Below are 15,023 nucleotides of genomic sequence, written 5' to 3'. Positions count from 1 at the left end.
GGACGGAACAAGAGGGATGAATCGATTCTATGTGATTACCAACAGCGAGAAAGATAAAAATCTGGAGACCACAGATCAGATTTACCAGTATCTGAAATCCCGGGGCTGCGAGTGTACGGTGCGGGAATATCAGAAGAAGGACGAGGTACCGGGCAGGGGAAACTACCGGTATACAGACGCGGAGCTGATTCCGGAGGGAACAGAATGTATTCTGGTGCTGGGGGGAGACGGTACCCTGATTCAGGCGGCACGGGACACGGTGAACCGGAATATTCCCCTGCTGGGCGTGAATCTGGGAACCTTAGGTTTCCTGGCAGAGATCGAGAAGTCCGGCATCTCCGAGGCCTTGGATAGCCTGATTCTGGACAACTATACCATAGAACCCCGGATGCTTCTGGAGGGAACCGTACACCGGGCAGACGGAGATCCGGTACGGAATCTGGCCCTGAATGATATCGTAGTAAACCGGGCGGGAGCTCTGCGTATCATCGACTATGAGGTGGAGGTAAACGGGGAAAAGCTGAACCGATATTCGGCAGACGGAATGATCGTTTCCACACCCACCGGTTCCACGGGTTACAGCCTGTCGGCAGGCGGTCCCATCGTGTCCCCCATGGCGTCCATGATCGTGGTAACGCCCATCTGTCCCCATACGCTGACGGCCAGAAGTATTGTGCTGTCCGGCGGCGACCGGGTGACCATCCGGGCCGGAGCGGGGCGCAGAAATCACCGGGAGGAAGCCTTTGTCACTTTTGACGGAGAAGTGCAGGTTCCGGTGGCCACAGGGGATTACGTGGAGATACAGAAGTCGGAAAAAACGGTGAATATTCTGAAAATCAGCAGGGTCAGTTTTCTGGAGGTCCTGCGTGACAAAATGCGGGGCAACTAGGCAGGAGGACAGAACATGAAGATAGAACGGCATGCAAAGATCATTGAATTGATAAATCAGTATGCCATCGAGACCCAGGAGGAGCTGGCAGGACGGTTGAACGAGGCCGGATTCCGGGTGACCCAGGCTACGGTGTCCAGGGATATCCGGGAGCTGAAACTGACGAAGATGACTGTGGAGGGCAAACAGCGTTACGTGGTGGTGCCGGGGCCCGGCGGTCAGCTGAGCGGAAAGTATATCGGCATTCTCAGGGAAAGTTTCGTTTCCATGGACATGGCCCAGAATATCCTGGTCATTAAGACCGTGGCCGGTATGGCCATGGCGGCAGCGGCGGCCCTGGATGGCCTGCACTGGACGGAGATCGTAGGCTGTATCGCAGGAGACGATACCATTTTCTGTGCAGTACGTTCTGTGGACGATACCATGCTGGTCATGGAGAAGCTTCGCAAGGCATTGAACGGTTGAAAGGAAAACTATGCTTACACATCTGCATGTAAAAAATCTCGCGCTGATCCGTGAGACAGAAATTGAATTTACAGAAGGATTAAATATTCTGACTGGAGAGACCGGAGCCGGAAAATCCCTGGTGATTGGTTCGGTGAATCTGGCCCTTGGGGGAAAGTTTTCAAGGGAAATGCTGCGCCCCGGGGCGGATTACGCCCTGGCGGAGCTGGTGTTTACGGCAGAGGAAGAGAAACTGGCAGAGCGTCTGAAGCAGTTGGATGTGTTTCCCGAGGAGGGACAGGTTATCATTTCCAGAAAGCTTATGGACGGAAGAAGTGTAAATAAAATCAATGGTGAGACGGTAACCCTGGCCAGGCTGAAGGAGGTCTCATCCCTGCTCATCGACGTACACGGTCAGCATGAGCATCAGTCTCTGCTTCAGAAAAAGAAGCATCTGGAGATTCTGGACGCCTTTGGAGCCGGAGAACTGAAGAGCGTGAAAAAGGAACTCGGGGAGACATACAGGCGTTGGAAAGATCTGAAGAAGGAGCTTTCGGAGGCCCGTACCGACGAGGATGCCAGATTGCGGGAGATTTCCCTGCTGGAGTTTGAGGTTGACGAGATCGAAAAGGCGGGAGTGGAGCCGGGAGAGGACGAGCGTCTGGAGCAGCGGTATCAGAAGATGATCAATGCCCGGAGAATCGCGGAGGCGGTGGCAACGGCCTACGCTCTGACCGGATATGAGGAGGCGGAAGGAGCCGGCAGCAGCCTGGGAAGAGCTCTCCGGGAGCTGCAGGGAGCAGCCTCCTGTGATGGGGAGTTGAGCGCTCTGGTGGAGCAGCTCACAGAGCTGGACGGCCTTCTGAATGATTTTAACCGGGATCTGTCTGAGTACCGTTCCGGGCTGGAGTTTGAAGAGGCGGAGTTCGCGGAGACAGAAGAGCGCCTGAATCAGCTGAACTATCTGAAGGCCCGGTATGGAAAGACTCTGGACGAGGTCCTGGCCTATGAGAAAAAGCAGCAGGAGCGCCTGGAGCTTTTGAAAAACTATGACGAATATGTGGCGGGACTGGAAAAACGTCTGACGGAGACAGAAAAGGAGCTTGCGAAGTTATGCGGAACCGTTACAACGATCCGGAAAAAGGCGGCTGGAGATCTCTGCGGAAAAATCCGGAGCCATCTGGTGGATCTGAACTTTCTGAATGCGGAGTTTGAGATGCACTTCGAGGAGCTTTCTGAGTACACGGCCCAGGGAAAGGATGACGTGGAGTTCCGGATATCCACGAATCCGGGAGAACCTTTGCGGCCGCTGATGAAGGTGGCATCCGGTGGAGAGCTTTCGAGAATTATGTTGGCTATTAAGACAGTTCTGGCGGATCGGGACGAGATCGAAACGGTGATTTTTGACGAAATCGATGTGGGAATCAGTGGACGAACGGCCCAGAAGGTGTCGGAGAAGATGATGCTTATGGGAAAGACCAGACAGGTGATCTGCATTACCCATCTGGCCCAGATCGCGGCCATGGCAGACAGCCATTACCGTATCGAAAAGCATGTGGAACAGTGCGAAACTCATACGGCAGTGCGGCGTCTGAGCCGGGAGGAAAGTGTGCAGGAGCTGGCCCGGATTCTGGGCGGTGCGGAGATTACAGACGCCGTTGTAAAAAATGCGGAAGAAATGAAAAAACTGGCAGAGAACTGCAAAAGCCAGGAACAGACAGGAAAACAAGGGTAGAAGAAACTGGCAGACTGATACAAAAGAAATTTCACATACTAAGTGTACAGACAAGAAGAGGATTCAGATTTAAAATCTGGATCCTTTTTTCATGGAATAGGAAATTCCGATGGAATTCCTTATTCCATAAAAGCAAGCAGAGCTTGCAAAGATGCGCACTCGGCGCAGTGGTAGATGGTTGCTAAGGCAACCGCGCCTCGGCGCGAGAATGTGCCATTGGCACATTCTTTTTCATGACAGCGAAGGATGTGAAAGCATGGAGATAAGAAAAAAATACCGGCTGGTGCTCACCGGGATTCTGGCGTTGTGCCTGGCAGGGCTTTTGGCTCTGGGATATGGGGAAGCAAAAGAACAGATCCCGGATGCCTATGTGCAGACCCGGGGAGAAAAGGGGCCCGGAACCGGCAGCATTTTTGTGACGGAGACCCGTACTCCGGCAGTGGAAGAGGTCTCTGTGTCAGGCGGACAGGAGGGGAGCTATAGCATACAATACAGATATCTGGGCGTGATCCCCTTGAAGGAAGTCCAGGTGACGGTCCGGGATCCAATGGAGCTGATTCCAGGCGGTATGCCGGTGGGAATCTATATGGAGACCCGGGGCGTTCTGGCGGTGGGAACCGGAGCTGTGGAAGGAGCGGACGGCCTGAACCATGAGCCGGCGACGGGAATCGTGGAGGGCGGCGATTATATCTGCAGTGTGAACGGAAAGACAGTAACGGAAAAGGAGGATCTGATCCAAAGGGTGCAGGAGACAGGAGAAAAACCGGTTCTTCTGGGGCTGGAGCGTGAAGGAGAAGAACGGAAGGTTCAGGTGAAAGCGGTGGAAGCCCCGGACGGTACCTATAAGCTTGGGATCTGGGTCCGGGACAATACCCAGGGCATCGGAACCCTCACCTTTCTGACAAAGGAAGGAAGCTTTGGCGCCCTGGGCCACGGCATTGCGGACGCGGATACGGGAACCCTGCTTGAAATGTCCGAGGGAAATCTCTATGATACGGAGATTGTGGGCATCCGGCGGGGCAGAACCGGCGATCCGGGGCAGCTGACCGGGCTCATCCGCTACAGGAAGCAGCTTCTGTGCGGAAACCTGGAGAAAAATACGGTGGCGGGAATCTTCGGTACCTGTACGGAACGGCTGAAGGACAGGGCAGGGACTGAAGCACTGCAGGTGGGGTACCGGCAGGAGGTGGAATTGGGGGAGGCCTGGATAAGAAGCGGCATGAGTGGTGAAATCCGGGATTACCGGGCAGAAATTATCGAAATCTACCGGAAGGAGCGGGATGTAAATAAGGGAATGGTGCTGCGGGTGACGGATCCGGAGCTTTTAAGGACGGCAGGCGGCATCGTCCAGGGTATGAGCGGCAGCCCGATTCTACAAAATGGCAAAATAATCGGCGCGGTTACCCATGTTTTTGTGCAGGATTCTGCAAAAGGCTTCGGCATTTTCATCGAAAATATGTTGGAACAGTTGATACGTTAGAAGGAAATGTCGAAAAATGCACAATAATATACAAAAATGACAGAGAAAAAGAATTGAGATATGGGAAACAATGGAATATAATTGGTACAAAAGAAAAGGCAGACAGGAAAGTGACAGGAGGGTGCATATGGAAAAGTTAAGCGTGGTTATTGCGGACGATAATGAACGAATGGTAGAACTTCTGAATACTTTAATACAGGGAGAAAAAGAGATGGAAATCGTCGGAACAGCCGGAAATGGGGAGGAGGCTGTGAAACTGATCGAAAAGAACACTCCGGATGTAGTTCTCCTGGACCTGATTATGCCTGGAATGGACGGGTTGGGCGTCATGGAGAAGCTGAAAGCGGACAATGCCCTGGAAAAGAAGCCTGTCTTTATCGTGATTTCCGCCATCGGGCAGGAAAATGTCACCGAAGATGCCTTTGCCCTGGGTGCCAATTATTACATGATGAAGCCTTTTAATAACGAGATGCTGCTGGGCAGACTGAGGAGCATTCGGGATCGGGGTGAAAAGGTCTGTAACGGAAGCAGAGGGAGCAGCGGTACGGTAAAGCTGAAACCTGCCTATGCGGAACATGACCTGGAAACAGATGTGACTAATATGATTCACGAAATCGGTGTTCCGGCCCACATCAAGGGCTATCAGTATCTCCGGGATGCCATTATGATGTCCGTGAAGGATATGGAGATGTTGAATTCCGTCACCAAAATCCTGTATCCGACCATCGCCAAGCATCATGAGACCACACCCAGCAGAGTGGAGCGTGCCATCCGTCATGCCATCGAAGTAGCATGGAGCCGCGGAAAGATGGATACTATCGACGCGCTTTTTGGTTACACAGTCAGCAACGGAAAGGGAAAGCCCACCAATTCCGAGTTCATTGCCCTGGTGGCGGACCGGATCAGGCTGGAATATAAGGCAAAAGTGTCCTGAAACATAAGTCTCTTTGGAAAAAGTAAGGGAATGGAGAAAATGCACAAATTTTGCTTTCAAATCCTCTGAAAATGCGCTATAATAGATATAAATTATTATTACGAAGACCGGGGAGGAAATACAGTGAAGAAAATTTTGTTTGTTGCTTCGGAAGCAGTCCCGTTTATCAAGACAGGAGGACTGGCCGACGTAGTAGGTTCTCTGCCAAAGTATTTTGACAAAGAGGAATATGATATCCGTGTAATGGTTCCCAAGTATCTGTGCATCAAGCAGGAATGGCGCGATCAAATGAAGTATGTGACCCATTTCTATATGAATCTGGCATGGCGTAGCCAGTATGTGGGGATCCTGGAGCTGGAATACGACGGCGTGAAGTTTTACTTCATTGACAACGAATACTATTTTGCAGGGCCCAAGCCCTATGGCAATATTTACGAGGATATTGAAAAATTCGCATTCTTTTCAAAGGCAGCCATTTCGGCTTTGCCGTCCCTGGATTTCCGGCCGGATATCATCCACTGTCACGACTGGCAGACAGGACTTGTTCCGGTATTTCTGAAGGATTCCTTCCAGAATAATCCGTTCTTCCAGGGAATCAAGACGGTTATGACCATACATAACCTGAAGTTCCAGGGTATCTGGGACATGAAGACAGTGAAAGATATTACAGGACTGGATGCGTCTTACTTTACACCGGATAAGCTGGAGGCGTACGGAGACGCCAACTACTTAAAGGGCGGCATCGTATATGCGGACGCGGTGACCACCGTAAGTGATACCTATGCGGAAGAGATTAAGATGCCTTACTACGGAGAGCATCTGGACGGACTGATGCGTGCGCGCGCCAATTCCCTCAGAGGTATCGTAAACGGAATCGACTACAAGGAGTATGATCCGGAGACAGACAAGTACATTGTCCGGAATTACAATGCAGTCAACTTCCGGAAAGAAAAGATTAAGAATAAGACAGCACTGCAGCAGGAGTTGGGACTGAATGTGGATCCGAAGAAGATGATGATCGGTATCGTATCCCGCCTGACAGACCAGAAGGGCTTCGACCTGATCGCCTACGTGATGGACGAGCTGTGCCAGGACGAGGTACAGATCGTGGCTCTGGGTACCGGCGAGGAGCGGTATGAGAACATGTTCCGCCATTTTGCATGGAAGTATCAGGGCAAGGTATCGGCGAATATCTTCTACTCCGAGGCCATGTCCCATAAGGTATACGCTTCCTGCGACGCTTTTCTGATGCCGTCCCAGTTTGAGCCCTGCGGCTTAAGCCAGCTCATGAGCCTCCGTTACGGAACCGTGCCCATTGTGCGGGAGACCGGAGGCCTGAAGGATACGGTGGAGCCTTACAATGAATATGAGAGCAAGGGTACCGGATTCAGCTTCACGAATTATAACGCCCATGAGATGCTGCATACCATCCGGTACGCAGAGCATATCTACTATGATAAGAAGCGGGAGTGGAACAAGATCATCGACCGCGCCATGGCGAAGGACTTTTCCTGGAACAGCTCGGCAAAGCGTTATGAGGAGCTGTATAACTGGCTGGCCGGGTAATTTAACGGAGTAGGCTGGATGTCTGGCTCCGTAAGAAAATTACAAATTTTTAGGAATGAATAATGGGAAAAGGGCTTGTCAAAGCCCTTTTCTTATGCTATACTTTCAAAGTTAGCGAAAAAACACGCGGGCGGAACCGGGAAAGGTGCCTGGCTCACATGTGAACCGGTATTTCACGGTGAAGAAACTCGCGGAAGAACAACCAAATGGAGGAAAGAAACATGAGTGTAATTTCAATGAAGCAGTTACTGGAAGCAGGTGTTCATTTCGGACATCAGACAAGACGCTGGAACCCCAAGATGGCTCCGTACATCTACACAGAGCGTAACGGCATCTACATCATCGACCTGCAGAAGTCTGTAGGAAAGGTAGATGAGGCTTACAAGGCAGTATTTGATATCGCTGCACAGGGCGGAAGCATCCTGTTCGTAGGTACCAAGAAGCAGGCTCAGGACGCTATCAAGGTTGAGGCAGAGCGTTGCGGTATGTACTATGTAAATGAGCGTTGGCTCGGCGGTATGCTGACCAACTTCAAGACCATCCAGAGCAGAATCGCTCGTCTGAAGGCTATCGAGAAGATGTCTGAGGACGGAACCTTTGAGGTACTGCCGAAGAAGGAAGTTATCGCACTGAAGAAAGAGTGGGAGAAGCTTGAGAAGAACCTTGGCGGTATCAAGGATATGAAGAGAATCCCGGATGCGATCTTCGTAGTAGATCCGAAGAAAGAGAGAATCTGCGTACAGGAAGCACATACACTGGGTATTCCGCTTATCGGAATCGCTGATACCAACTGTGATCCGGAAGAGCTGGACTATGTAATCCCGGGCAATGATGACGCTATCAGAGCCGTAAAGCTGATCGTTTCCAAGATGGCAGACGCTGTCGTTGAGGCTAACCAGGGAGCAGCTGAGGAAGTTGCAGAGGAAGCTGAGACTGAGGAGACCGTAGAGGCTTAAGTTAGTCTGAAAGTAAGAGCTTTATCCGCGTGTGTCAGTTTTGACACACGCGGCTTACACAAACGAATTTGGAGGGATGAAAAATGGCAATCACAGCAGGAATGGTAAAAGAGTTAAGAGAAATGACCGGCGCTGGTATGATGGACTGCAAGAAGGCCCTGACAGCTACCGAGGGAAATATGGACGCAGCTGTTGACTGGCTGAGAGAGAAAGGCCTTGCAAGCGCACAGAAGAAGGCTGGCCGTATCGCAGCTGAGGGTATCGTAGATACCTGCCTGGTAAACGACGACCACAAGGCTGTTGTTGTAGAGGTAAACGCTGAGACTGACTTCGTTGCAAAGAACGAGAAGTTCCAGTCCTACGTAGCAGATGTAGCAGCTCAGGCTGTTAAGACTACTGCAAAAGATATTGACGAGTTCCTGGCAGAGAAGTGGGAGAAAGACCCGACTCTGACTGTAAAGGAGGCACTTGCTTCCCAGATCGCTGTTATCGGCGAGAATATGAACATCCGTCGTTTCGCACAGGTAGAGGAGGAGAACGGCTTCGTTGCTTCCTATATCCATGCAGGCGGAAAGATCGGCGTTCTGGTAGACGTTGAGACAGACGTTATCAACGACGCTATCCGTGAGATGGCTAAGAATGTAGCTATGCAGGCTGCAGCTCTGAAGCCGCTGTACACCAGCGACGCTGAGGTAGAGCCGGAGTACATCGAGAAAGAGAAGGCTATCCTGATGGCTCAGATTCAGAACGACCCGAAGGAGTCCCAGAAGCCGGAGAAGGTTATCCAGGGCATGATCCAGGGCCGTATCAACAAGGAGCTCAAAGAGATCTGCCTGCTTGACCAGGTATATGTAAAGGCAGAGGATGGAAAGCAGTCCGTAGCCAAGTATGTAGCTCAGGTAGCAAAAGAGAATAACGCAAACATCACCATCAAGAAGTTCGTTCGTTTCGAGACCGGCGAAGGCATGGAGAAGAAGAATGAGGACTTTGCAGCAGAGGTTGCAAAGCAGATGGGAATGTAATCCTCTGAAGATTTTATAAAATACATGCTATAAAGATCTGAAAAGAGCGATTCCGTAAAGTACCTAATGCACACACATCACTTTGCGGAGTTCGGATTTTGCAGATTTGACTATTCTATGTATACAGAAGAAAGGTGTGGCTTTGGCTGTGCCTTTCTTTTTTGTAATTTCATCGTCATACGGTATTTTAACCATGGAAAAATCAGTTACAACAGCGGCTTAAATCTGGAAAAATGAAAAGATACGACAGAACCTGAAAGCTCTGCCGTATCTTTTCGTAATTGCAAAAACTGATTTTTCAAAACCCCTACTGAATCGGCTCAAAATCCACCGCCCCATGCTTGCACAGCGGGCAGATAATATCTGCGGGGAGTTCGTCGCCCTCGTAGATGTAGCCGCAGACCTTGCATACGAAGCCTTTCTTGCCGGCGGTTTCCGGCTGGGGTTTTACATTCTGCTGGTAGTAGGTGTAGCTCATGGTGTCCCGGTCGTTGATGACGCGGGCTTCGGTTACGCTGCAGATGAACATACCGTGAGTGCCCAGATCCACATACTGCTCCACCTTCAGGGACATGAACGCGTTGATGTACTTATCCAGGAAGATGAGGCCGTTTCCGGAACGGTTGACCTTTTCACCGGCGAACTTGTCTACAGTTCTTCCGGACTGGAAGCCGAACTGCTGGAAGACAGAGAACGGCGCGTCCACGGACAGGCAGTTCACGTTCAGAACGCCGGTCTGCTGAATCACATGGTGGGAATAATTTGCCTTGTTGATATTCACAGCCACGCGGTAGGGATTGTCAGTCAGCTGGGTGACCGTATTGACGATCAGGCCGTTGTCCTTCTTGCCGTCGTTGGAGGTTACCACATAGAGGCCGTATCCGATGCGGAAGAGGGCGGTCATATCGTTCTTATTTGCAAGAGAGTTGTCTTTGGCAATATATTCCTTGCAAAGCTCATCGGTCATGGCTTCGATCTGCTTGCGGTTTTCGTCCTTCACTGCGGACCAGATGTGTACGGAATTCTTCAGCCAGTTGATTTTCTTACACTTGTCCATCATTTCTTTCATGATTTTCGCAGCCAGAGGCGCCCAGGTACCATTTTCAATGAGACCTACGGTACGGTTCTGGTAGTTGTGTTCAACCAGGCGGGTGATAAAGTCATTCATGAACGGATAGATGCTTGCGTTGTAAGTGGTAGTTGCAAGAATCAGTTTGGAATAGCGGAATGCGTCGCTGAGAGCCTGGGACATATCATCCCTTGCCAGATCGTAGACTACCACCTTCGGGCAGCCCTTGGATCTCAGCTCGTCAGCCAGGATGGAAACTGCGGTTTTAGTGTGCCCGTATACAGAGGTGTAAGCGATTACGATGCCGTCATCTTCAGGCTTATAGGAAGACCAGGTATCATAAAGGCCGATATAATGTCCCAGATCCTCGGTGAGAACCGGTCCGTGCAGGGGGCAGATGGTCTGGATATCCAGGGTAGCGGCCACCTTCAGAAGGTTCTGCACCTGTACGCCGTATTTTCCTACGATTCCGATAAAATATCTTCTTGCCTCATCGTCCCAGGGCTCGTTTACATCCAAAGCGCCGAATTTGCCGAAACCGTCAGCGGAGAAGAGAACCTTATCGGTGCTGTCATAGGTCACCATGACCTCCGGCCAGTGTACCATGGGAGCAAATACGAAGGTGAGCTGATGATAGCCCAGGGAAAGGGTGCCGCCATTTCCCATTTCGATCTTCTGACCATCCAGATCCAGTTCAAAGAAGTTGCCGATCATGTTGAAAGCCTTTGCAGTAGCGACTACGGTAGTGTCCGGATATACCTTCAGGAAATTGGCGATGTTGGCAGCGTGGTCCGGCTCCATGTGCTGAACGATCAGGTAATCCGGTTTCCGGTTTTCCAGAACCTGCTGGATATTGTCCAGCCACTGATGGGTGAAGTTGGCGTCCACCGTATCCATGACCGCGATTTTTTCATCCAGGATCACATAGGAGTTATAGGACATGCCGTTCGGAACCTGATACTGGCCTTCGAAAAGGTCCACCTGATGGTCGTTTACGCCTACATATTTGATGGTATCTGTGATTTTCATAGTGTTTCCTCCGATTTCTGGGTAGTTTGGCAGTTCTATTTTGCTTGTTAAAATAGTAACACACAAGGAAAAATAATTCTGTTGCAAAAGTCACAAAAAACACTTTTATTGAAAAAAAGTTCGTATTATAATAAAAGAAACATCCATCGGTGATACAGAAGAGGAGAACATAGTATGCCCACAATTTCACTTTTTACAGATATTCTTCCGGAGGAACAGGAACGTATGCGGGTCTGCTTTCAGGCAAGGGAGGCCTGCTTTCAGAATAACGAAACGATTTTTGAATACGCAAGCTCCATGAATAAAATCGGACTGATTCTGTCCGGACGCGCGGTGCTGTATTATTGTGACGAGGAGGGGAATCAGTACCTGATTGATGAGCTGAGAAAAGACGCCGTATTCGGAGAACCCTTTCTGCTCCCGACAGAGTCCCAGAATTATTATGTGAAGGCCGAGGAGACCACCAGAGTCATGTTCATTGATTATGCGCATGTGATCAAACGGTGTGAAAACGCCTGCCATCATCACAGCCAGATGGTCAGCAATCTCCTCCAGATGATAGCCTTGCAGTCCAGACAGCAGGTGCAGAGAATCTATGTGCTGTCCAGGACCACCACCCGGAAAAAACTGCTGGCCTATCTGGAAAGCCTTTCAGAGGAACGGCAGAGCAGGGAGATCCGGCTTCCCATGTCCTACACGGAGCTGGCCGGATTCCTGAGTGTAGATCGGAGCGCCATGACCCGGGAACTGAAGAATCTGGAACAGGAGGGGATCCTGAAGAAAAAAGGGCGGAATATTACCCTGAAAATAGGAGAGCGATAGGCCAGAAGCCCCAATTTTATGGAATTTTTCCACAAATATAGTCCATCAGCTATCGTGCAAAATCACGAAAAACATGCAATAAAATAAAAACTGTTAGAAAATAACTAAATTTTCTGTTATTATAATGCTATAGTAACCCGATGAAACCCGTTTCGCTTCCAGCGCTGCGGGTTTTTTCGAGTAATCGGATAACCCGATACGGGAGAGAACAAAAGAACGCGCCGGAGGTTCCGGAGCTGACAGAAAAGGAGGTTCGCAATGTTTGAAAAAGGCGGTTATGTGGTGTATGGAACCACAGGAGTGTGCAGGGTAGAGGAGATCACGGCTCTGAATATGAAGGGAGCTGCGGAGGATCGGATGTATTATGTACTGCGCCCCTGTTTCCAGAACGGAAGTACCATTTTTACGCCGGTGGACAATGAAAAGACGAAAATACGGCGGGTTATGACAAAGAAGGAAGCCGACGCCCTGGTAAAGAAGATTCCGGAGATCGAAGAGCTATGGGAAAAGAATGATAAGGAGCGGGAAAAACAGTACAAGGAGGCCATCCGCAGCTGCGATCCTGGAGAGTGGGTCCGGATCATTAAGACTTCTTATCAGCGGGGACGGCAGCGCATGGCCCAGGGAAAGCGGGCCACTACGGTGGATGAGCGCTATTTCCATGCGGCGGAGGATCATCTCTACGCAGAACTGGCCGTGGCCTTTGATATGCCCAAGGAAGAAGTAAAAGCATATATTATGGAAAAAATGAATTGACAGGGTTCCCTTTCTATGATATGGTTTATTTAAATAAACCGGTTTAATGCAATAAATCTGTCAAAAACCATAAGATCATAGACACAGGAAAAGGGGAACGGAGTATGGAAGAACTGAAGCTGTATGATGCGGAATACCGTCTGCTTGAGATCGTCTGGGAGCTGGAGCCGCTGACCTCCACGGAACTGTACAAGGCCTGCCTGCCGAGGTTGGGCTGGAAAAAGTCCACCACCTACACGGTGCTTCGGAAGCTTTGTGAACGTGGAATTCTGAAAAATGAGGATTCCAGGGTGACGGCCCTGGTGAAAAAAGAGGACGTGCAGCGATATGAGAGCCAGGCGGTGGTGGAACGGTGGTTTGACCATTCCCTGCCGGGCTTTGTGACGGCCTTTCTGGGAGAGAAAAAGCTCAGCCGGAAAGAGGCAGAGGAATTGAAAAAGCTGATTGACTCCTATCAGGAAGAAGAGGAGGGGTAAGCATGAATGCCTGGCTGATTTTACTTGGAAATCTGACTATGGCCGCTTCCCTGGCGATGCTTCTGGTTCTGGTGGTGCGGACGGTGTGCGGCCGTCTGCCGAAGCGGTATCTGACATTTCTATGGCTGCCGGTTTTTATCCGGGCCGTGTGTCCCGTATCCTTTCATTCCGCATTCAGCCTTTATGGGCTGCTGGACGGACTGCCCGGATTTCATGCAGAAGGGAGCAGAATGACCTTTACCCTGGCCGGATATCAGTCTGCCAGACTGGCAGCAGTTCTGCAGCGTGCGGGGCTGGGCGGCATAGCCTCCGAAGGAGGAGAGGCCGGAATCGGGACAGTAGCTGCCGGTAGCGGAGTATCCGGGATCGTGCCCCTTCTGTTCAGCCTGTGGCTTGCGGGTGTTTTGGCGCTTTTGGCCTTCGGCTTTCTTTCCTGGCTGAGTCTTCGCCGGAAAACGGCGCTTGCCGTGTGGACGGAGGAGGACGTCTATGAGTCCGACCGGATTGGTTCGGCCTTTCTGCTGGGCTTTTTCCGGCCTCGAATTTATCTTCCCATTGGGCTTTCCGGGGAAGAGAGAATCCTGGTTCTGGAGCATGAGCGGAACCACAAGCGGCGGCAGGATTCCAGAGTAAAGCTGGTGACCTGATGCGTCTGCGTGATGCACTGGTTCAATCCGTTGCTGTGGCTGGCCTTTGCGCTTTTGACCCGGGATATGGAGATGGCCTGCGACGAGCAGGTGCTGGAGCGGCTGGGAGTGGGAGAAAAGAAGAATTACAGCACCTTTCTTCTGAAGCTTTCTGCTCCGGGCGGTTTTCTGACCGGCACGCCGGTGGCCTTCGGAGAAAATTCCATCAAGGCCCGTATTAAGAATATCCTTCGTTACCGGGTAAAAACGAAGGCAGAGATCATTGGGGCAGCAGTGGCTTTAGTAATAGGCGTCTTCTGGTCCTGCCTGTCCAATCCGTCCAGGACGGACATCATTGGCGGAGCGGACGGACCTACCTCTATTTTCCTGGCGGGAACCCTGGGTAGCGGAGAGAGCGGAAGTGATGAAGTCTCCATTCTGTCCGGGGAAAATCTCAGCCTGAATGGGGAGGTGGAACAGGCGTTTCAGGTGGTAGAGACCTTTGCAAAGGCTTCGGCAGACCGGGACGCGGATACGGTCTGGGAGCTTTTAAGCCCCACCCTTCAGAGCCGGGACGATCTGGGGATTCAGATCCTGGAGGATGGAACGAAGACCATGGGCGTGTCCAGTCCCTTTACGGCAGATAGTCCCCGGATCAGCGTAAGCTTTGGGGATGGAACAGCGAAGGCAGAGATCACCTATCCGTCCATGACCAGTGATCCGCTGTGGTGGTCCCGGAAGGACTACATTACCCTGAAAAAGAACGGGGATATCTATCAGGTCACCGAATGGCAGGTCCGGTACTTTGATGTGATCACCAGCAGCGAGGAGTTTGAAGAGGCCTACCGTATGTGGCAGCCGGATTATCTGAACGCGTCAGGTGAAATGGGGGAATCCTTTGCCTCTTATCTGGTCCGGAATGACAGCGCAGGTTCTTACGCTTCCTATTATGGGGAGGCATTTTCCACTCCGGTGAAGGCGCTGGAGACCACTCTTCATGTTTCTGGAGGTGTTGGCACCACTGAGAGTGCGGAGGGCAGCGACGTGTGGGTGAATTATCAGTTCAAAGACGGAACTGTCCGGGTGCGGATGACCCAGCCGGGTCTCACGGAGGGCAGCCGGATTTGGGTGCCAAAGGAGATCGAGTTTCCATAAAAAACGGATAAAGTTATGGAGAAAGGAGTCGGCGCAGGTGGCGCCGGCTCCTTTTGACAAACGC

Annotated in this window: 12 protein-coding genes and 1 pseudogene; 12 read left to right on the top strand and 1 reads right to left on the bottom strand. The window is 51.1% G+C overall.

Annotated elements, in window-relative coordinates; all coding sequences use genetic code 11:
• The first annotated feature begins 16 nt into the window (after positions 1–16).
• From H8S44_RS09860 to tsf, 8 genes are all read left to right on the top strand, one after another.
• A complete protein-coding gene (locus H8S44_RS09860; RefSeq protein ID WP_186873524.1) occupies positions 17–889 on the top strand; it encodes an NAD(+)/NADH kinase in 873 nt (290 codons plus the stop codon).
• Positions 890–904: 15 nt separating this feature from the next.
• On the top strand, positions 905–1,354 hold the full coding sequence (locus tag H8S44_RS09855; RefSeq protein ID WP_186873523.1) for an arginine repressor: 450 nt from the start codon (positions 905–907) through the stop codon (positions 1,352–1,354).
• A gap of 10 nt (positions 1,355–1,364) precedes the next feature.
• A complete protein-coding gene (gene recN, locus H8S44_RS09850; RefSeq protein ID WP_186873522.1) occupies positions 1,365–3,068 on the top strand; it encodes a DNA repair protein RecN in 1,704 nt (567 codons plus the stop codon).
• A gap of 256 nt (positions 3,069–3,324) precedes the next feature.
• A complete protein-coding gene (spoIVB, locus tag H8S44_RS09845; RefSeq protein WP_186873521.1) occupies positions 3,325–4,548 on the top strand; it encodes a SpoIVB peptidase in 1,224 nt (407 codons plus the stop codon).
• A 127-nt stretch (positions 4,549–4,675) separates the two neighbouring features.
• Positions 4,676–5,482, top strand: a complete 807-nt coding sequence (gene spo0A, locus H8S44_RS09840; RefSeq protein ID WP_186873520.1) for a sporulation transcription factor Spo0A — start codon at positions 4,676–4,678, stop codon at positions 5,480–5,482.
• 123 nt (positions 5,483–5,605) lie between these two features.
• Positions 5,606–7,048, top strand: a complete 1,443-nt coding sequence (gene glgA / locus H8S44_RS09835; RefSeq protein WP_186873519.1) for a glycogen synthase GlgA — start codon at positions 5,606–5,608, stop codon at positions 7,046–7,048.
• A 221-nt stretch (positions 7,049–7,269) separates the two neighbouring features.
• The gene (rpsB, locus tag H8S44_RS09830) at positions 7,270–8,004 is read left to right on the top strand and encodes a 30S ribosomal protein S2 (RefSeq protein WP_186873518.1); all 735 of its coding nucleotides are present in this window, start codon (positions 7,270–7,272) and stop codon (positions 8,002–8,004) included.
• 83 nt (positions 8,005–8,087) lie between these two features.
• Positions 8,088–9,026: a translation elongation factor Ts gene (tsf, locus tag H8S44_RS09825; protein WP_186873517.1), complete on the top strand. Its 939-nt coding sequence runs from the start codon at positions 8,088–8,090 to the stop codon at positions 9,024–9,026.
• 307 nt (positions 9,027–9,333) lie between these two features.
• On the opposite strand, the gene H8S44_RS09820 is transcribed toward tsf, so the two are convergent.
• Positions 9,334–11,124: a flavin reductase gene (locus H8S44_RS09820; RefSeq protein ID WP_186873516.1), complete on the bottom strand. Its 1,791-nt coding sequence runs from the start codon at positions 11,122–11,124 to the stop codon at positions 9,334–9,336.
• Between the two features lie 174 nt (positions 11,125–11,298).
• Between H8S44_RS09820 and H8S44_RS09815 the strand changes: the two genes are divergently transcribed.
• The 4 genes and pseudogenes from H8S44_RS09815 (at position 11,299) to H8S44_RS09795 (ending at position 14,959) form a co-directional block, all read left to right on the top strand.
• Positions 11,299–11,946, top strand: a complete 648-nt coding sequence (locus tag H8S44_RS09815; RefSeq protein WP_186873515.1) for a Crp/Fnr family transcriptional regulator — start codon at positions 11,299–11,301, stop codon at positions 11,944–11,946.
• Between the two features lie 258 nt (positions 11,947–12,204).
• A complete protein-coding gene (locus H8S44_RS09810; protein ID WP_186873514.1) occupies positions 12,205–12,702 on the top strand; it encodes a CarD family transcriptional regulator in 498 nt (165 codons plus the stop codon).
• Between the two features lie 104 nt (positions 12,703–12,806).
• Positions 12,807–13,178, top strand: a complete 372-nt coding sequence (locus H8S44_RS09805; RefSeq protein ID WP_186873513.1) for a BlaI/MecI/CopY family transcriptional regulator — start codon at positions 12,807–12,809, stop codon at positions 13,176–13,178.
• 2 nt (positions 13,179–13,180) lie between these two features.
• Positions 13,181–14,959, top strand: a pseudogene (locus H8S44_RS09795) (M56 family metallopeptidase).
• Positions 14,960–15,023: the final 64 nt, after the last annotated feature.

Source organism: Anaerosacchariphilus hominis, assembly GCF_014290175.1.
In the GTDB taxonomy this organism is placed as follows: Bacteria; Bacillota; Clostridia; order Lachnospirales; family Lachnospiraceae; genus Laedolimicola; species Laedolimicola hominis.
Note: the sequence above shows the minus strand (reverse complement) of the source record. Positions and strands in the feature narration are given on the sequence as shown.